This is a genomic window from Paenibacillus sp. 22594 (assembly GCF_052044425.1).
Taxonomy (GTDB): domain Bacteria; phylum Bacillota; class Bacilli; order Paenibacillales; family Paenibacillaceae; genus Paenibacillus_AQ.
Window position 1 is genome coordinate 874,534 of the sequence record NZ_JBQENA010000001.1, and the last position, 18,116, is coordinate 892,649.

Below are 18,116 nucleotides of genomic sequence, written 5' to 3' on the forward strand. Positions count from 1 at the left end.
TATGGTCAATTTACTGCTCCGCCGGAAAACAATAAGGGCAATGTACCGCTGATCCCGGAGCATCAACCCGTTCGGTCAGAAACTTCCGGTCCTCCTTGAGGATCGCCGCAAGCCTGCAATCTGCCGTTGTCCCGGTCAAATCATGCAATAGGCCCGTGTTCTTATCCAGAAGATATGAAAAGAGATGTTCCTCCGGCTTGTTGATCAGGTGTGTCCCTCCATAGATCAGCTCGTCTTCCTCAAGGAAGATATTTTCCGAGTGGATTCCACGGATCTTAAGCGGCGTAGTGTTGACATACTCATCGGCCCGGCTTAAAAAGACGATGTCCCCCCGCTCAAACACGGCGATTTTTACAAAAAACGAAGTTGTACCCTTATCCAGACTGTTAAGAATATAGGTACGGACCGTCAAATCATCGGTGATATCAAATTCGAGGTCACTGCCTTCGGGATAGCTGCGCTCCAGCGGTTGTCCGTCCAGGGTCTGGCATTCCAGAATGTCACCGTCAATGGAGATAACGATCAGTTGTACCGGTTCATAGGTTCTGTAGCGGAGCCTGATCATCCCTTTCTTCTTGAAGCCCTTAAGCACCAGCGATTTCACCCCGCTTCCGGCCTCCACCCGCTCAGCAAGCGCGTACTGAATGGAATTGTCGTCAGACCGGACCGCGCTGTATTTCGGGTAAGGGGCAAGAGGTTTATAAGGTCCGTTCTCCAAGGGTTCAAGACTTACAGTGAAGCATTGCACCGAAGCTTTGATGACAATACCGGAAACATAATCAACGCCTGGCGTATTCTTAATCACGGCATAGACCTCGGAAACATACAGGTTTTGGCCCAGCTCCCAGCCTTTGTTCTTGTCCCCTCCATAGAGCGGATGAAAAAACTGCTTCAGGTTATCTATGATCCGGCCCTCCGCCACTTTACGCTGCTCTACCGAGGTAAAAGCTACTGCAGCCTCTACGCCGATTTGTACATAATCCGGGCCAATCACTGCGATTCCCGGCACATTCGTGTCCAGCGTCGCCGAAGCTCTGTCACATAGATAGGCTTCAATCTCACTGAGCAATTCCTGGCTGGGAACCGGCTTCGGCTCGTCTGTATCCGGGACCACAATGATTGTGGCTGTGCCGGGAACGAACTCCAGGTCACGATTCATGGCGCTGAGACATTTTACCTTGGCAATCTGGGGCATGGCCTCGCGTACCAGCCACTCCATATCCTCTGCGGTAACGCCCCGGTCCCAGCTTTTCAGCGTATGGGGCCCGCGGATCTCAGCCTGATCCGCCTCCTCCTGGTCAAATCCGCCGTCCGCCGCCACTGGATTGGTCACCGAATCCAGCCAGCTGAAGCTGTCCCATATCTTCGTTATTGCACCTGCCGCAACATTGCCGGAAGCCCCCCCTCCATGCTTGTAGTCGCACTGGATATTGTCGATTCCGGTAGGCGGGATCATCCCGTTCCTGCCGTCACCGAAAACAATTGCTCCGCTGCTTCTGTCCAGCATATAGTGCCTGCCATCCGATGTAGACAAGGAGAAGGTGTCGACTTCCTCCCACAGCACCCATTCCCCTTGGCCCGAGGCCTCCCGGACGCGCAGACTCTGGCCAGGCAGAACAGGTGACTTCGACAACTGAAAGCTCTGGTTTTCTTCCCCGTTGCTTGATCCCGGAATTTCGCCTGCAACCGAATAAGAATTGCGGGCCCACACCGCATTAGAGGGGATAGCATCTACCTGGGGAAAGATCTCAAAGCGTCCTTCATCCAGCCGGGCGCGAATCCAATACTGCTCGGTTCCAAACAGCGCGCGTTTCTCGATATCCGATGGCACGGCAAACTGCAGGATCTCTCTGCGGGTAAAGCCCCGGATCTCGTCATTGACACTTAAGGTCAGCCATCTTCTGCCGTCCCAGTATTCCCAGGCCACAACCGGACGCCCGAGCTGTTCGCCGGTTAACGGGAAAAAGAGCGAAACCGGAAGATTGCTGATGTCACGGTCAAAGCCCAGGTAGAATGTAGGTGCAGGCTCGGCACAAGGATAAAAGGGCTTGAAAAATTCCCCGGCCTTCAGGCATTCGGCTGTCTTGTCCTCAAAGCTGAAATTATTCTCTGTGAGCACTGTTTGCGGATGCGCCTCCAGCGTGTAGGTGTAGGCAATACCCAGTTTGCGGATCGAAGGTGGCGCATAGGTCGCTTGCGTAACCTTCAGCTGGGCTACGGTGATGCTTCCCTCTCCCAGCTTGACCGCTTCATCTTCGTATTCATATTTCGCTTCCTCACCATAATTGCCGCCGATGATGCGGACGCGAATCCAGTAGCCTTCTTCACCGTTCAGGGTCAGCGGTTTGATCCCGGGACACTGAAATCTCAGGGTTCCGCTTGCTGTAAGACTGGCTGCACTGCCTGTGTTGCCGACTTCAGCCGAAGCATCATCACCCGGAAGCTCTTCCAGGCTGCCGATCACGAGCCATTCCTTGCCATTCCAGTACTCCCAGCCCAGCCGCACGTATGAAGTATCCGGCAGCTTGCTGATTTCCGGATCAGACAGCTCAATCGCCAGCGTAATCTGTGCATTTGCTTTGGAGAAAGCTTCCCTGCAAGCGATGTAAAAGGTGTCGTTCACTTTGGGCTTCTCCCCGAAAGGATAATAATCCTTGCCCATATCCAGCAGATTGCCGTTGTTGACCGTCAAATCCGGAGTCAGCGGATGCGGACTTACTACATTCAGCTCCATGCGGATGTCCTCGATATCCGGCATCTGGGTAGAGGCTGTTATAGGTGTCTTCAGTTCGGCAAATATCCACTTATTGGACCATTCACGCCGAACTTCGGCTTGTTCATAGCCGGCTATCGTCTTCGCATGAACCCCGGACAGATGATTGAAGCGGAACACAGCCCTCCACGCGGTATCCTCCGCAGTCCCGGACATCTCCGGATGCAGCTGAACGGTATTGCCCTCTTCATCAAAGCAGAACCAATCCATATTCAGCAGCAGACCTTCGGTCACACCTTGATTCTGCACAGCCATAGATAACGCGGCTTCCGGCTTGTTGAAGTACACAGACAAGCGGCTGCTCTCTTCCCCGAACCCCAGTAGCTCCGATTGTCCCAGATACAGCCTGTGGACTACCGTCGAATCACCTCTGAACAATTTGGCGTTTTGGCCGGAAGGCTCCTCTGAGAAGAGGTAATCCTGATTGCTCCACTGGTCCTCTTCTGGATCAAGGCTAACGGCTCTCACCAGCCGTGGCTGGATGACCGTCATATCCTTTTCCGTTTCATATATAACCTCCGCCTGATTGTCAGGCTGTGCCGATACCTTGGTCCCTGCCGGAATCGTATTGATAGGGTCCGCATCCGGCTTTTGCTTGAACAGCAGCGGTACTTTGGCTGCTCTCGGCGGAGTAGGATGAATGCCGATCAGATTCAGAAAGGAGATGAAATTTTTCTCGGGTGCCTTGTTCAGCCGGTCGATGACCTTACCTGTCATATTGGTAAAGATATGAACCAGAGCGTCCACCTTCTTGTCCGCTTCCAGCTCCGTCAAATCTGTCCATTCCCTGCTGCAGTATTGGTAGATTAAGCGTCTCAGCTCTGAAACCAGCTGTTCCTGATTCCGCTTGTCAATGGTAGGTACAATGTTTGTCATTATTTCCCCACGCTTTCAAGGAAGAATGGATAGACGAGATTATATTTGCTGTTGCTGGCCCTGATGGTATAGTCAATAGACACTTCCAGCTCAGACTGGTCGGAGCGCGGTGTGACTGTAATATCATCCACTTCGATCCGCGGCTCCCAGTTCAACAGTGCTTCTTCAATAAAGCTTCTTAACAATGTGGCAGTGCTCATCGTATTCGGCGCAAATACCAGCTCGTTCAGCCGGCAGCCAAAATCCGGTCTCATTACCCGTTCGCCACGGGCGGTGGAAAGGATCAGAATGACCGATTCCCGGATGGAGTCTTCTCCCTCCGATGCGCCAGATCTGCCTCTTTGGACAGCGAAGGGATACTTCCAGCCCCGTCCCAAAAAATCTACGACTTCCATAACTCAGCCTCCTATTAAGACCGTTCCCGCCGCAACCACCTTGCCCACCGGCAGGTCGGCCGGATCATTGCACGTCAGCGCCGGATCACTGTTTCTGGCGGCCATTTTCCCGTTGATTTTTACTGTTGCGCTTCCGGCGATAATTTTCCCCTGATTTTTGGGAGGTTTTTGAAACGGGCCTCCCTGCGGAACATGTACCGGTGTATTTGTTGCCGTGGAGTCCACTGTAGCTGCCGGCTGGCCCATAATCTTGACGTTCGTGCTGAGCGCACCGTCCAGAATCCCCGTAAACGGATGAGGCAGAGGCGTCGGAACAAGTGCAGCTCCGGCAGGAAGCATCACGATATGCGTATCGGTGGCCAGAATACGGTCGCCTTTTTTCGCAGCAGGTTGTCCCATCATTTTGCCTCCTTTTTAATTGATGTTGACCGTTGCCCCTTTGATCGTCATACTGGCTGCTGCTTTGACATCCATGCCCGCCGACGCTTCAATCTTAGTGTCCGCTGACGATTTCATTTCAATGGTTTTTGCGGAGAGGGACAGTTTGCCGCTCGGGGCGGAAATTTCAATATCCTGTCCCGACAGGACCGATATCTTATTCGCTTTGGTGTCAAAAACGATTTTGTTTTTCCCTGATTTATCCATGATCTGGATTTGCTCTGCGCCGCTTTTGTCATCCAACTTGATGACATGACCTTTGGCGGAAGTGAGCATAATGTTCTCTTTCCCCTCGGTATCAGCAAACTGGAGGATATGTCCGCTGCGTGACTTGAACATACGGATATTATTCTTGCCGTCCTTGTTGGTCTCCGGCGGAGTATCCTTCCCGTTCCACAGAGACCCGATCACATAAGGGCGGTTAACATCCCCGTTCTCAAAAACCACCAGCACCTCATCGTCCACCTCAGGCAGGCAAAAAGCCCCCCGTTCCTTCCCGGCCATCCAGGAGGCCATCCGGGCCCAGTTGGATTCCGGCATGCCCATCAGCGGGATCTTCACCTTCACCCGTCCAGGTCCCGGTTTATCCGCATGGTTCGTGGAATCATTGTTGATCACAATCCCCACCATTACCCCGAAGAGCCGTCCTTCGCTGATGATGCTATCGACAAAACTGGTAATTCCGGGTCCCTCATTCATAGGCCAGTCCTCTTCACCTTAAAAGTCGTTGTATACCCCTTGCTGTCAATCTTGTGAACCGTAGAGACAATATAGTAAATACCGCTGAAGCGGTCGCCCATGCCCATCAGCTTCACCGTCTGGCCGGCCCGGAGCAGCGGGTTTCCCCAGCACATCCCCTCCCCGGCGATGAAATCGCGCAGACGGCTGTTGTAGGCAGCAGAAGCCAGTGTTTTGGCCTCGCTCATATCGAGCAAATTTTCCGCCATGATGGAGATGGGTGATTCCTGGATGGCTTTGGCGCTTAATGAGAAACCAGATTCGGTACCGCCCATCTTGGTCGTCTCGTCTCCGGTTTTCGCTTCAGCTTCCAGCTCTTTTTTCTCCTTCACGTCCCAGCCCTTGACCTTCACCTTACTCCCCCGCGTAAGTGCCCGAAGCTCCAGGTTCAGCCGTTCAAAATCCTTCTTGAAGGTCATCTCGGGGAGCCCCGGAGCTTTTACAGACCGCGACTTGACAAAATACAGCTTTTTGTCGTCAACATAGAGCTCATAATCCAGCATGGCCGCCCGCTCCAGCAGAAACTCGTAGTTGCTCTGATTGTTCTGGAACAGGTAGGGATAGACGGTTCCCGTATCATCAACGACTGGGGTGAGGCCATGCTCCTTAGCGATTTCCGAGGCGATATCACTAAGCTTTTTCTTTGCAAACACTTTGCTTCTCGTCCCCATCCGCAGCCTGTGCAGCAGGTCATATCCGCGAATCTCCAGTACAGAGTGCTCCGAGAAATTCAGATCCAGCGACGTAACCTCCCCGCTGATCAGCGGCTGGGGCTTGTCGAGACCAAGCGACAGCTTCACTTTGTCCCCCGGCTTGATGCTCTTCAGATCGGTTCCCCTCCACATCCCGCTGCCAGAATTGACCATATTCATCTGAATGGAAAATAAAGCCGGCAGATTGATCTCATCCTCCAGCGTAACTCCCTCGACCGCGGCTGTAAGCTCTGCGGACAGCTTGCTTCCATTCAGCTCAATCTTATAATTCGCTACACTGGTACCCATGTAACCCCCGCCTTAATCCGGGATGACCAAGGTCCTCCCGATATCGTTTTTTCCAGGAAAACCGACAGGATTCACAATCCGGTTCAGCTCGGCAATCCTGCGCCATGCCAGCGGCTCCTTCAGCGCCTCATTCGCGATCAGGTCCAGCCGGTCACCGCTTTTAACCACCCATAGCTTACGGCAGGCATTCAGGCCCTGGCTGTCCTCCACGGTTTTGTCCGGCTCGTCCGTGATGAAGGTAACATCAAGCAGAGAGCGGACCGGTGTGCCGTTCTCCATGAACATCGTGAACTTCTGCTCAATTTTGCTGAGGAGGCCCCGGTAGGTGAAACCACCCCAGACGAACATGCAGACCGGAGGCTTTTTCGTGCTTTTCCCGCTGACCTTGGGATCAAGCAGCGAGGTCAGCAGCCTGGTTTTCTTGCGTACATCCGTGCGTTTTTCATATGTGTCATAGAATAAAGAAACCTTGAATTCTGGTGTTTCCGTGATTTGAAATTGCTTGTTGTTCTTCTCCCCGGTATATTTTCCTTCGAAGGAAACGGTGTACTCATTGGGGTTGAACATCACCTCAATGGCTCCGCCGCCCATATCCAGGGGGATAATCTTCGCTTTTTCCGCCATTATCTAAGCCCCCTCCGATCCTTGCGGATCGCCATTTTCTTCTCCAGCACCTGATAGACCCGTTCAGCCAGCTGATTCAGTTCCGCAGTGTCCATCTTTGCAGCAGGGGCTGCCGCTCTGGGGGATGGCTGAGCCTTAATCTGCTGGGCGGCCTGCTCCTGAGGCATCGCCTCCTGCAGCTGCTGGACCGTCACCTTCCCTGCAGCCTTAGGTGCTTCCTGCTTCCGCAGAATCAGGCTGGAATATCGGCCTGCGGGCGGGTGCATCTCCTCTTGCAACGGAGCAGCAATGTTTGACCAGTTCCCGCGTCCGCTCTTCCGCTGTGCGGAAGACGCTCCGGGCTCCTGAGCCGCATGAATTAAGCCGGGTATCGGATCTTCTGCTGGAAAGGCTCTAGCATTCGCCCGGCGTGCAGTGCTGCCGAGCAGGGTTGAAACCTGCTGCAGAACTCTACCTTGGGGTTCTGATGGAGCGGCAAGAAGCAGTATGGGCTGGACGGCCAGGGGCTGCAGCATGTTGAGACGTGAAGCAGACTCCTGTGGCAGCGGACTCCGGGGAACCTGTCTGCTCTCCATCTTCTCCAGCACTGCCGCAACCCCCGGGCCTAAGCTCAGATGAAGACCGGGGCTTGTGGAAGGGAGGAAATCCTGACTTGGCATGAAGATCCATGGAGAAGAGTGATGCTGTGCATTCGCAGCGGTCCCGCCAGAGCTGGAGACAACCTCTATGCTATCCTTTAGCACCAGTGCAGGAGGTTGCCCCGGCTGCGCGTCCCGATTATCCGCCTGATCCCGTTTCAGCGACCCATGACGCTGAGTGTTCAAGGCGTCAACAGCTTGGAATACAGCGTGGGTCCGCAGCGTATTCAACTGTTGATGGACGGCCCGCAATGGCTGCGGGATATCGTCCTTGAGGACTTCATGCTGCCGGGATTTCCGGGCATGCGGCACCATCCCGTCCCTCTGGTGCTGCTCTTTCTGTTCAGTTCCGACTGTTGAGGCCCCCGGCACTTCTAACAGGTATAATTGCCTTGTTTCAGCTGTTCTCTTCTGAGCCCGTGCATCTTGCGGGCTTATAGGTTCCGGTTCACTTTTAGCTAGCCTGTGAGTTCGATATCCCCTTGTTACAGGAATTTCACTCTTGCTTTGTTGCTTTCTGCCTCTCTCCTGTAAGACAGGGATGAGGTCCAGATTGCCGGTCTCTCCATGAAGCGCATTCTGTTCACTACCCTGGTTTCCCGGATAGGAATCAAGACTGCCCTTTACAGCTCCACCGCTGCCTGTGCTGATCTGCAGCTTTCGATTTGGAGATTGCTGCTGCAGCATGACCTGTGTCAGCGGATGGATGATCGACTGATGGATATGCGTTTGCTGAATCAGGTTCACCTGATGAACAACTGCGCCTACGGATTTCTCCGCCTCAGGCTCTGTGAACAGCAAAGGGAATTGCCGCAGGATCAGATTCTGAAACCGGCTCCGCCATCTGGTGATGCCATACTTCCCCAGAATGGACTGGACGAAATCCTGCCTTTTCTGATCAGCTGTTGCTGTATTCATTTACCGGTACCTGTACAGCCCGTTATGGGTCAGCACCAGACTTTCCACAGCCACTGCACTGCTGCTGGCGCTGAATGCCGGTCCTTCCCACTTGATGGGACAGGCTTCGATGAAGTTCCACCACACCTTTGGTGTGCCGGAATGATCCAGCAGGCAAATAGACCCGTTGCGGCGTTTCACAACTCCATTGATCACTTTCTGATACCAGTTCCACAGAAATTCGTCGTTCGTGACCCCATTTTTCAGTGTCAGGTCGGAATATTTCGTCTGGCCGAGGAAGACAAATTCCTTGTGGTTCTCGCCTCCGAAGTTCTTCCGTTCCACCTGTGTCTCAATACTGAGACCTGAGACATCGGAGAAACCGGCGACGGATATCCCGTCAATCTCCACGATGAAGTTATAGGCAAGATAGGGATCCTCCCGATAGCCGGGTACCCAATTGCTTTTTGCACCGATATTCAAAATATTCGCCTTCATGTTATCCTCCTAAGCCTCAAAGAAGTTCTTCTTCTCTTCCCCGCCACCCAGCTTTTGGTTGATTTTGCTGACTTCCCTGCACCAGCGGTCCCGTTCAGCGTGTTCGAGGTTCAGCACGGCTGGATAGTCCCAATGCAGATAGTAGGTTAGAAAGGCTACCTCCTCATAGAGGCGGTCAAGGGGGTAGCCGATTATTCCCCCGGCGGTTCCAGTTCAATCTCAAACGGCTGCTCGCATTTGGGGCATTTGGCATGTACGGTATTGGTGCCGTTCTGGTTAATCCGGTTATACATATCCTGCAGATAGGCAAAATCCGAAGTATACAATTCTTCAATCACTCGCGGTGTGATCATGCCAAGCCCGCCCAGGCTGGTTACCACTCTGGAGAGCAGGATGACCGTCAAATACGCGGGGTTCGACTGGACCCGGGAATCCCGGAGCGGCGTGATTTCATCTGCTGCGGTGGCCAGGCGCATCGTTCCCTGCTTATGGAGAGTGCCTGCCTCATCCACGTAGCCCTTAGGCAATGTGAAGCTGAATTCGGTTTGCAAAAGTTCCAAGTGTTATCCCTCACTTCAGAAAATTCTAGTTTCCTTCACTTCGCCCGCATCCTCAGGCTGTGAATTTGATCCCTATACCGTCCATCTCATGTTTTGGCGTATCGTATCAAATTCCTTGTGACGATGGGGAAAAAGCAAAAAGCTATTTCACTCTGCGTACACCTTCATGAACCAGCTCCATGGATTCAACGGAGACTTCGTTCCCTTTGGCGCTGAGTGCACTGACATCATACTTGATCGGCCAGGCTTCGAGGATATCCCACTGCGCCTTGTCATTGCCTTCTTCATCCACCAGAATGATCGACAAGCTCTTGCGGTTCTTCAGGGCACCCTTGTCTTCAATCGACTTGCGCCAGTTGTAGAGCTCCAGGGAGTCGGTCAGACCTTTTTTCAAGGTAATGTTGCCGAATTTGGTCAGCCCTGAAAGCTTGCGTGCATGCGGAGCATCAATGCCCTCGCGGTAATCCACAGCCTCAGTAGAGGTATCTGGAATTGTTGCATCAGCGAATGCTGCAGTTTGAATACCATCAATCACGACGCGGAAGCGGTAATTGCGGTAGGGGTCCATTCTTTTGCCGGTTGCCATAGGATAAATCTCCTCTCAATCTCTTATTTGGATAGGGTTTTCTGGCTGACCCGAATGACTACGAATTCAGCAGGTTTGACCGGTGCCACACCGACCTCGATAATTAGCTGACCTGCATCCCGAACAGCCGGAGGATTATTCTCCTCGTCCACTTTGACGAAAAAAGCCTCTTCCTGCGTAGTTCCGTACAAAGCGCCGTCTCTCCAGACCCGGGTCAGGAAGGCTGTCAGGTTGCGTTTCACCTTACCCCAGAGGCTTGGATCATTGGGTTCAAACACCACCCATTGGCTGCCCTCGTCAAGCGATTCCTCAATGTACATCATCAGCCGCCGGACGTTGACGTAATTCCATTCGGAATCGGAGGACAGGGTTCTGGCCCCCCATACACAAATGCCTTCCGGCAGGGAACGGATCACGTTGATGCCTTCCGGGTTGAGCAGCTCCTGCTCCGCTTTGGTGATGATCTTCTCAATGCCCACAACCGTATCCAGATAACCATCTGTAGTTCCGGCTGGTGCTTTATGAACACCGCGAACAGAATCCACATAAGCATAGGTTCCGGCAATCGCGCCTGACGGCGGTACGAGCTTTTGCTTGCCTGTGAGCGGATCGTTAATGTAGACCCAAGGATAATACAGGGCCCCATAGGAGGTGTTGAACGAATTACCTGAATAGTTGCCTGCACCTTCCTTGAAATCCTTGACCTGCATCGGGGTCAGCCCATGTGGAGGGTCAACAATGAAGATGCAGTCTTTTCGCAGCTTGCAATAATTGAGCATGTCCAGGATCGTGCCCCGGCTGTAGGCCATATCCGCAAGGTCTGGAGCAGCCACAATATTGATGCCGTCAATGGTGTCAAAGGCGTGAATCCCGGCCCGGCTAACCGAATCCCCCAGGAAATCAATCGGAGACATCCCGTTCACACCGCCGCTGAGCGACAAGGCCGTTTCATTAAAGGCCGGGGTTTTCTCCATGTTCTCCAGGATGGTCAGATCGACCAGCGGCTTCACTTTCACAAAAGCAGAAACCTCGTTTACCTTTTCCACAAAATTGATCAGCAGCATATTGTCGAAGATTTCAACGATTTTGCCGGCTTCATCTTCCCCGTTGTATTCATCATTAAATTCACTGTCTTCCAAATATTGCACCACCATTTTGAAACCGAATTGCTGCTTATTGGAGGACTGGCTGACCTTGACCGAAATCCGGTTGCCCCATACCCCTTCCGAGCGTGCAACTACCTTGAACAGATCCAGGTTATCGGTGTCTCTGATCGCAAGGGAGGCAGGCTGAATATCTGTAGGCGCTGCTCTTACCACATAGCAGGAGGTGCCGCCTTCAGCGAAAAAGTTATACACGGCATAAGCCAGATAGCCATTCGGAATAAATTGGCCGAATTCGTTGACGAATTGGCTCCAGTTCGTAACCAGCACTGCTTTGCCGATCACGCCCTTCTCTGAAATCCCTACAAAAGCCCCTACAGATGTGCCTACGCCGGCAATCGGTTTGACACCGCTTGAGACTTCCTCTACATACACACCTGGCGATAAATAATTTGCCATCTCTTACCCTCCTAAAAGTTTTGTTAGCCTATGCTCCAATGACTGAGCTACGTACAAAACTCGCTTCGAAAGCATAAACTTAAGTTTTGTTAGCCTATACTCCAATGACTGAGCTACGTACAAAACTCGCTTCGAAAGCATACGCCTAAGTTTTGTTAGCCTATGCTCCTGTTGAGCATGTGCTGGATTTTGCGGAAAATCCGCTTTTCCGGTTGACTTGCAACGGGTTCCCTCCATGAATCACTCCTTTCAAAGAAGAAGCCTGGACCTGTCTATTTAAATGGGGTGAATGCCCAGATCCTTTACCTGTACCCGAGGAATCGTAATCGACCTATCCGCAGGCAGCTTTACCGGAGATACCAGATAAGACAGGCTTACCTTGGCAGGCTTGCCGGGAAAAACCTCCCACAGCTGCTTGATATCCTGAATCGTCAGATTGTTGTACGAAATCCGGATCTTGTCATTGCCGCATGCGGCGAGGTTTCCCCTGAGGTCTGTGCCGCTGAGCACCGGGTGCTCATGAAACAGCTGAAAAATCCTGCCCAGTATGAGCTGCTCCGTTTCTCTATCCTTGGCATACGGGGTGAGCAGATAATACAAATCGAGGTAAGCGGGCGGATAATTGAACTGGTTCGTGCCGCTGATCTCTTCCTTCTCACTGTTGCGCATGCTCGGACTGTGGCTCAAATAATACAGGCACATCGAGAGCTTCATTGTGGAGCTGTCGATGTCGCTTGGGGAGCCAAAACTGATGAAGCTGTCATCGTTCAGCTCAGGCACATGTGCCTTGAGCAGTGCTTTCAGGCTGGTGCTGACATCTCTAATTACTGTACCGGTATCCACAGCCATACTTATTTCACCTCGATCAGTTTGTGATACGGAGCATAATCGGATTGCAAAAAGGTTTTGCCCAGCTTGAGATATTCCCGCTTCGCTGCCAGCATGATCTGCTTCATCCCGATTGCACAGCCCTCGTGCGCGGCATAAAAGGCAGCGTTCAAGGCAATGTTCTTGATATTGCCTCCGGCAAGAATGAACTTCTCCGCCATAAAATCGTAATCGATGTCCGGATCAAGCGGCGCTCCCGCCGGGAACATACCCCGCCAGATCAGCGCACGCTGATTTTTTTCCGGGAAAGGGAATTCCAGCTTAAAATGCAGCCTGCGCGCAAAGGCATCATCCAGGTTCTGATTCAAATTGGTAGCCAGGATCACGATCCCGGTGTACTCCTCCATCTTCTGCAGCAGATAGCTGATCTCCACATTCGCATACCGGTCATGGGCATCCTTGACTTCTGAACGCTTGCCGAACAAGGCATCCGCTTCATCAAAAAAGAGAATAGCGTTGGACGTCTCTGCCTCATCAAAAATCCGCGACAGATTTTTCTCCGTCTCCCCGATGTACTTGCTCACAATCTGCGAGACATCGATTTTGTAAATTTCCAGGTTCAGCTCAGTGGCGATCACCTCGGCTGCCATTGTCTTCCCGGAGCCCGGCGGGCCGGAAAACAGAATGTTGAGCCCTCTGCCCAGGGACAGCCGTCCCGCGAAGCCCCACTCTCCATAGACAAGCGAGCGGTATTTCACCTGGCGGCAAATTTCCCGCAGCTGGCTTAGCTGTTCGCCAGGAAGCACCAGCATGTCCCAGGTGTACATGGCCCGGATCTTCGTTGCCAGCGCCTGGATTTTGCGGCTGGACTGGAAGTAACAAGCCTGGTACAGATCTTTGGCGCTTACCTCAGCCCCGCTGGAACCGTTCCATACGGCGATATTCTCGCCGCCGGTCAGCGCGGCCCGGATCTGTCCGGAAGTGAATCGGAAGCTGCCGCTGAAATCCGCCAGTTCAATCTTTGGAGACAGCCTATAGTCCTGACCAAAGTTCGTCCAAGCCTGCTTGCGGGCTACTGCGTCCGGGAAGGGGAACTCGATCTGCATGAAATTCAGTTGAACCCCGGTTAAGCTTATGCCCCACTCTGCTTCTCCAAGAATAAAAGTCAGAGGCGCATAAGTATCCAGCATTTCTACTAGAAGCCGGATCTTCACGCGATAACGGTCGTCTTCGGTCACCATGCTGTCGAAGCCTGCGAAGCAAAGAGCCGCATGTTCCAGGAGCGCATGCCGTCCAAGCAGCCTCAGCATTTCGCTGAAATCCACCTCTGGAAGCAGTAGCTTGTCCATATCGGCAACCAGCACAGATAATCCCAGCTTGCTGCAGACACCTCGAATGCCGCTAAGCTTCCCGGCTTCATCCGGACCACTGCAGTACAGGAGACTGCCGGCCCTGCGTTCTTCGCCGCTGCTGTAATGCTTCACAAACCGCAACAGGTTCTGCTCCAGCTCTTCAGGGAATCTTGTCTGCTGCGGAATTACCAGAGTGTTCAGGCTTGCTGCCTTCGTCAACCGCTCGTCCAGCACCTCATAACCGAGCAACAGGTTCACTGCCCAATCCTCCAGCTTCAACGGTCTGCCGATCAGCGGTGTGCGGCTGTCACCGTATTCGCCTCTTCGTTCCAGCAGAAATTTCATTAATGGGGCATGGGCATCGAACAGCAACCGGGCCTCAAGCCTCTCTTCCTCTGACCTGGTAAACAACCCCAGGACAAAATCAACCGAAGGGCGCTTGTCCGTCATATCATTCTGTAAAAAAGCGTAGATCCGTTCATACTTGCGGTCTAGTTCAGGTGCAAGACATGCGATAACGATGTTTACCTCCAGAGAAGACAGGTTAAGCGTGGAAGCCACCTGCTGGAGCATCAACCGGACCTCTTGCCCATGACTGGCCCTCAGTCTGGATGCGATGCGTTGCTCTACCTGATTGATCTTCGCTGTTAGCAGATTCGTGTCGTCTTCATCTGTGGACTGGACATCCAGCAAATCGTGGATCTCTTCGTCCATTTGAGACAGCCCGGAGTCCAGTTGGGGTGCTTCCAGCATCCTGAGTTTGAGCCGAAGCTCCAGCCGCTGCAATTCCTCTGCCAGATACTCGTGGTTGGAGCTGTAGGGGGGAGCAGCCTCATTGTCTTCCGGTTCGAGAGCTACTTCGGAAGCAAGGTTACGATCTGATGCTGGATCAAGGACAGGTGCAGCTCCATGTTCCGTACATTCGGCTTCCGGCGTTTCCTGACGAAAGGTTCTGGCCAATTTTTTGAATTTCATCGCCTGTTTATGTCCTCACTCTATATTTTCTCGTTCATATATAAAGTAAGTTTGGGGAGGGGAATTACAACTGGGTGGGGAGGAAATTTTGGAGGAGTAAGTGAAATACCAATTGACTTTCTTAAAAGTCTCGTGATACATTGTGCATACACGGAATACACAATTTTCTAGGAGGTATCGTATGCTAGCACTAGATATTAGAAACTTAAATAAAAAATATCCTCATTTTCAGATCAAAGATGTATCTTTTCAATTGGAGCAGGGCTATATAATGGGTTTTATCGGGGTCAACGGTGCGGGAAAAACGACCACGATCAAAACGATCTTGAACATGGTTCAAGCCGATAGCGGCGAGATATGCATTTTGGGCAAGAACATCGCTGAACACGAAATCGAATTGAAGCAGGAAATCGGATGCGCCTTCGGTGATATTGATTTCTATACCCGCAGCAAGCTCAAAACGCTGACCAATGCTACTAAGAAGTTTTATAAGAATTGGAACGATGAAGCCTACTACAACTATCTGAAGAGATTCAAATTGGATGAAAACAAAAAAATAGCAGAGCTGTCTACAGGCATGAAAGTAAAGTACAGCTTAGCCCTTGCTTTATCGCATGGCGCCAAGCTGCTCATCCTAGATGAACCGACCAGCGGACTCGATCCTGTCTCAAGAGACGATCTGCTGGATATCTTTCAGGAGCTCATTATTGACGGCGAGATTAGTATTCTTTTCTCAACTCATATTACATCCGACTTAGAGCGGTGTGCGGATTATATAACCTTCATTGAACACGGACAAATTGTCGCCAGTTCGGAGAAAAACGAGTTTAAGGAGTCCTACCGTTTACTCAGTGGCAGCGAAGCCCAATTGAGCGAAGTGAAGGAACATTTGATTTCTTACAAGCTCAACTCGTTCGGCTTTACCGGATTGATTCATACCAAAGATATTGATCCTCTCTCCAACCTAAGAGCAACCACACCCAGCCTCGATGAAATCATGATCTACTTCGCGAAAAAAAAGGAGGATGTATATGTATAATTTGGTGATGAAAGATTTGAAATTAGGAGTAAACCCTTGGTTCTTCGTATTACCTTTAATTATTGGCGGCTTAATGCTAATTCCCGGCTGGATCTACTTTATCGTACCGCTATATTTCTGCTTCATAACGATACCGAATATGTTTGGCGGATTTAAAAGCCAGAATGATTTGATGTTTAGTACGATGATGCCTGTGACCAAAACAGACATTGTAAAGTCCAGGATAACTGTTGTTGTCATTCTTGAACTCATGCATCTTCTCGTTGCAATGATCTTCAGTATATTTACGTTTCGTTTGTATCCTCATCTGACTTACATCTTCTATCCGCCGCATATGGGTTTTTGGGGATTATGTTTCATCATGCTGGCGATCTTCAACATCGTATTTATATCTATGTACTACAAGACAGCGTATAAGTATGGCGCGGCAACGACCGCATCCACTACGGCTGCTATACTATTTGCCGGAGTTGCCCAATGGGCCGGAATCCAAAGTCCTTGGGTAAACGACACTTTCTATGGCCCAGGGACGGATAATACTGCACTGCAGCTATCCATTCTGATCGCAGGTATCGTAATTTTTATAGCATTCACCTTAATTGCCTATCGGATTGCCGTAAAGAGATTCCTGAAAGTGGAGATATTATGAATGTAACGATTTCGAACACATCCGAGAAACCGATTTATCAGCAGCTTTACGAACAGATCAGCGCACAAATCCTGAAAGGCGAGCTGGAAAGCGGCTATTGTCTACCACCCATTCGTCAGGCAGCCCTGGAGCTTAACGTTAGCGTAATCACCGTTAAGAAAGCTTGGGAGGAGTTGGAACGAGGCGGTTTGATCAATACGGTAACAGGTAAAGGATGTTTTGTAGCCGAATTCTCGCCCGACGAGATGCTGCAGATACGCAACGAGATGGTCCTGAAGCAAATGGAGAGCGATACATCCTACTACAAGTCCTTTGGCCTCACCCTCGATGAAGTGATTGGGCTGCTGAAAAAGATTTATTAATGGCGCCATACAGACGGATATGCTTGCCCTTACGCTCCAACTTGAACCGCTTGAACTTGAACTTCTGCAGAATCCGGTCTACCAGACCCTGGAGCTTTTTGGCCCCCTTCATAAGCCCCTTTTGCAGGCTCTTGATCACAATTTTGCCGTTACGGATGATCATGCTGCCGCTCTTGGATGCATGGCCAGTGCGGTTGCCAGCGCAATGGCAGCCGGTTCGATCATCTTCTGCCAGCCCTGGCTCAAGTAGGTACCAATGTAGCCCGAGGCTTGGACTAGGGTCTGGGCGACGGAATTAATCGCATCCGCTTGCAGATACATCGTGATCAGGTTGATGATCATCGGGAGTGCAGCCGTGATCGCCCCGCCTGTGATGATCTCTGCAGCCACGACGCCAACCAAGATGCCTGCAATGGCAGCCAAAAGCTTCAATCCATTACTCTTCATCCATTTTATTACATATGATTTAATCTGGTCAAACAGCATTTTCGCATTGCCCGCACGAAGTTTCGCGCCGTCGGCTATTTTGCCGCCCAGGCTTTGATCTGCTTTTCCGGTATCGAATTCCGCCATGATGCTGTCCATCGTAGCCGGATCGCGGCTGCCTGACAGTTGCTTGCTCTCCCCGTCCTTGTGGTTCGCTTCCTGCACCAGCGCCGGGTCCATCTCACCCGCTTCGACCGACTCCAGTTCGATGTCGTCTGCGGTAAGCTTCTCGTTCGCTGCTTGACCTGCTTCGGCTGTCTGCTCCGCTGCTCCGCTTTCTGCCACCCCTGCCCCCATAGGCTTGGAGATGTCTACTCCGAGCAAATACTCCACATCTTGCCTTCCAAATGGCTGAGTGAACGCTTCGCCGCCTTACCAAGCGCTCCCATCCGGGCCAGCACATCCAGAAACGTAGCAATGAGCAGGTTGCCCAGGGTTGAGATTAACTGGGTATAGAAGTTCTGTACCGCAGCCAGCGCCTGGTCCACCTTCGCGGCCAGGAACTCCATGACCTGTGTGACTTTGGTTTTGAGCTTCTGCGCCAGCTGGTTGACGGCCTTCACGGCCTTGTTGACAACTCCGTAAATTTTGCTGCATATTTTGGCGGCGATGCCCGGAAATTTGGCAAACACCACGGAGACCAGCTTTTTGAGCAGCGTGCCGAGTCCCTTGATGAGGGTGGTGATTAGCTTGCGGCCCAGTTCGATGATGCCCAGCACGGCTTGTTTGGCTTTTTCAAAAATGAACTTCACCGCTTTGCGGAGGCCTTCGAAAATAAAGTTGACGGCCTTCTTAACGACCTCAACCACGGCTTCGAGCTTGTCCTTCACCCAGCCGAG

At 51.8% G+C, this 18,116-nt stretch carries 20 protein-coding genes; 3 read left to right on the forward strand and 17 right to left on the reverse strand.

The annotated features are described in order from the left end of the window. Positions 1-10 precede the first annotated feature (10 nt). The 14 genes from ACTJKB_RS04035 to ACTJKB_RS04100 form a co-directional block, all read right to left on the reverse strand. On the reverse strand, positions 11-3,649 hold the full coding sequence (locus ACTJKB_RS04035; protein WP_440831935.1) for a putative baseplate assembly protein: 3,639 nt from the start codon (positions 3,647-3,649) through the stop codon (positions 11-13). Beyond that, the gene (locus ACTJKB_RS04040; protein ID WP_440831937.1) at positions 3,649-4,044 is read right to left on the reverse strand and encodes a GPW/gp25 family protein; all 396 of its coding nucleotides are present in this window, start codon (positions 4,042-4,044) and stop codon (positions 3,649-3,651) included. Before ACTJKB_RS04040 ends, ACTJKB_RS04035 begins: the two co-directional genes overlap by 1 nt. Before the next feature lie 3 nt (positions 4,045-4,047). Beyond that, positions 4,048-4,443, reverse strand: coding sequence for a PAAR domain-containing protein (locus tag ACTJKB_RS04045; RefSeq protein ID WP_440831939.1), 396 nt, complete (start codon positions 4,441-4,443; stop codon positions 4,048-4,050). 15 nt (positions 4,444-4,458) lie between these two features. Next, positions 4,459-5,181, reverse strand: coding sequence for a phage baseplate assembly protein V (locus tag ACTJKB_RS04050; RefSeq protein WP_440831940.1), 723 nt, complete (start codon positions 5,179-5,181; stop codon positions 4,459-4,461). Beyond that, positions 5,178-6,221, reverse strand: a complete 1,044-nt coding sequence (locus ACTJKB_RS04055) for a phage late control D family protein (RefSeq protein WP_440831941.1) — start codon at positions 6,219-6,221, stop codon at positions 5,178-5,180. The genes ACTJKB_RS04050 and ACTJKB_RS04055 overlap by 4 nt, the downstream gene beginning before the upstream one ends. A 12-nt stretch (positions 6,222-6,233) precedes the next feature. Further along, complete coding sequence (locus tag ACTJKB_RS04060) at positions 6,234-6,845, reverse strand: CIS tube protein (protein WP_074087865.1); 612 nt, start codon at positions 6,843-6,845, stop codon at positions 6,234-6,236. Next, positions 6,845-8,401, reverse strand: a complete 1,557-nt coding sequence (locus tag ACTJKB_RS04065; RefSeq protein ID WP_440831942.1) for a hypothetical protein — start codon at positions 8,399-8,401, stop codon at positions 6,845-6,847. Before ACTJKB_RS04065 ends, ACTJKB_RS04060 begins: the two co-directional genes overlap by 1 nt. Beyond that, complete coding sequence (locus ACTJKB_RS04070; RefSeq protein WP_440831944.1) at positions 8,402-8,878, reverse strand: phage tail protein; 477 nt, start codon at positions 8,876-8,878, stop codon at positions 8,402-8,404. Positions 8,879-8,887: 9 nt separating this feature from the next. Continuing rightward, the gene (locus tag ACTJKB_RS04075; protein WP_074087862.1) at positions 8,888-9,073 is read right to left on the reverse strand and encodes a DUF6760 family protein; all 186 of its coding nucleotides are present in this window, start codon (positions 9,071-9,073) and stop codon (positions 8,888-8,890) included. Further along, on the reverse strand, positions 9,070-9,438 hold the full coding sequence (locus tag ACTJKB_RS04080; RefSeq protein ID WP_074087861.1) for a hypothetical protein: 369 nt from the start codon (positions 9,436-9,438) through the stop codon (positions 9,070-9,072). The genes ACTJKB_RS04075 and ACTJKB_RS04080 overlap by 4 nt, the downstream gene beginning before the upstream one ends. Positions 9,439-9,580: 142 nt before the next feature. Then, on the reverse strand, positions 9,581-10,024 hold the full coding sequence (locus tag ACTJKB_RS04085) for a phage tail protein (RefSeq protein WP_074087859.1): 444 nt from the start codon (positions 10,022-10,024) through the stop codon (positions 9,581-9,583). Positions 10,025-10,047: 23 nt separating this feature from the next. After that, positions 10,048-11,586 carry a phage tail sheath family protein gene (locus tag ACTJKB_RS04090; RefSeq protein ID WP_440831946.1) on the reverse strand — a complete coding sequence of 513 codons (1,539 nt, stop codon included), beginning with the start codon at positions 11,584-11,586 and terminating at the stop codon, positions 10,048-10,050. A gap of 276 nt (positions 11,587-11,862) precedes the next feature. Further along, positions 11,863-12,435 (reverse strand): DUF4255 domain-containing protein, encoded by a 573-nt coding sequence (locus tag ACTJKB_RS04095; protein WP_440831948.1) that lies wholly within the window; start codon positions 12,433-12,435, stop codon positions 11,863-11,865. 2 nt (positions 12,436-12,437) lie between these two features. Then, positions 12,438-14,741, reverse strand: coding sequence for an AAA family ATPase (locus ACTJKB_RS04100; RefSeq protein ID WP_440831949.1), 2,304 nt, complete (start codon positions 14,739-14,741; stop codon positions 12,438-12,440). Positions 14,742-14,922: 181 nt separating this feature from the next. Between ACTJKB_RS04100 and ACTJKB_RS04105 the strand changes: the two genes are divergently transcribed. The 3 genes from ACTJKB_RS04105 to ACTJKB_RS04115 are packed head-to-tail and all read left to right on the forward strand — an operon-like array spanning position 14,923 to position 16,791. Next, a complete protein-coding gene (locus ACTJKB_RS04105) occupies positions 14,923-15,780 on the forward strand; it encodes an ABC transporter ATP-binding protein (RefSeq protein WP_440831951.1) in 858 nt (285 codons plus the stop codon). After that, positions 15,773-16,429 carry an ABC-2 transporter permease gene (locus ACTJKB_RS04110; protein ID WP_440831952.1) on the forward strand — a complete coding sequence of 219 codons (657 nt, stop codon included), beginning with the start codon at positions 15,773-15,775 and terminating at the stop codon, positions 16,427-16,429. Before ACTJKB_RS04105 ends, ACTJKB_RS04110 begins: the two co-directional genes overlap by 8 nt. Beyond that, positions 16,426-16,791 carry a GntR family transcriptional regulator gene (locus ACTJKB_RS04115; protein WP_440831954.1) on the forward strand — a complete coding sequence of 122 codons (366 nt, stop codon included), beginning with the start codon at positions 16,426-16,428 and terminating at the stop codon, positions 16,789-16,791. Before ACTJKB_RS04110 ends, ACTJKB_RS04115 begins: the two co-directional genes overlap by 4 nt. Here the strand turns inward: ACTJKB_RS04115 and ACTJKB_RS04120 are convergent. The 3 genes from ACTJKB_RS04120 to ACTJKB_RS04130 are packed head-to-tail and all read right to left on the reverse strand — an operon-like array spanning position 16,748 to position 18,107. Beyond that, positions 16,748-16,954 (reverse strand): hypothetical protein, encoded by a 207-nt coding sequence (locus ACTJKB_RS04120; protein ID WP_440831955.1) that lies wholly within the window; start codon positions 16,952-16,954, stop codon positions 16,748-16,750. The two genes, ACTJKB_RS04115 and ACTJKB_RS04120, sit on opposite strands and share 44 nt — an antisense overlap. After that, positions 16,951-17,610, reverse strand: a complete 660-nt coding sequence (locus tag ACTJKB_RS04125; protein WP_440831957.1) for a hypothetical protein — start codon at positions 17,608-17,610, stop codon at positions 16,951-16,953. The genes ACTJKB_RS04120 and ACTJKB_RS04125 overlap by 4 nt, the downstream gene beginning before the upstream one ends. Further along, the gene (locus ACTJKB_RS04130) at positions 17,589-18,107 is read right to left on the reverse strand and encodes a hypothetical protein (protein ID WP_440831959.1); all 519 of its coding nucleotides are present in this window, start codon (positions 18,105-18,107) and stop codon (positions 17,589-17,591) included. Before ACTJKB_RS04130 ends, ACTJKB_RS04125 begins: the two co-directional genes overlap by 22 nt. Between the last annotated feature and the right edge of the window lie 9 nt (positions 18,108-18,116).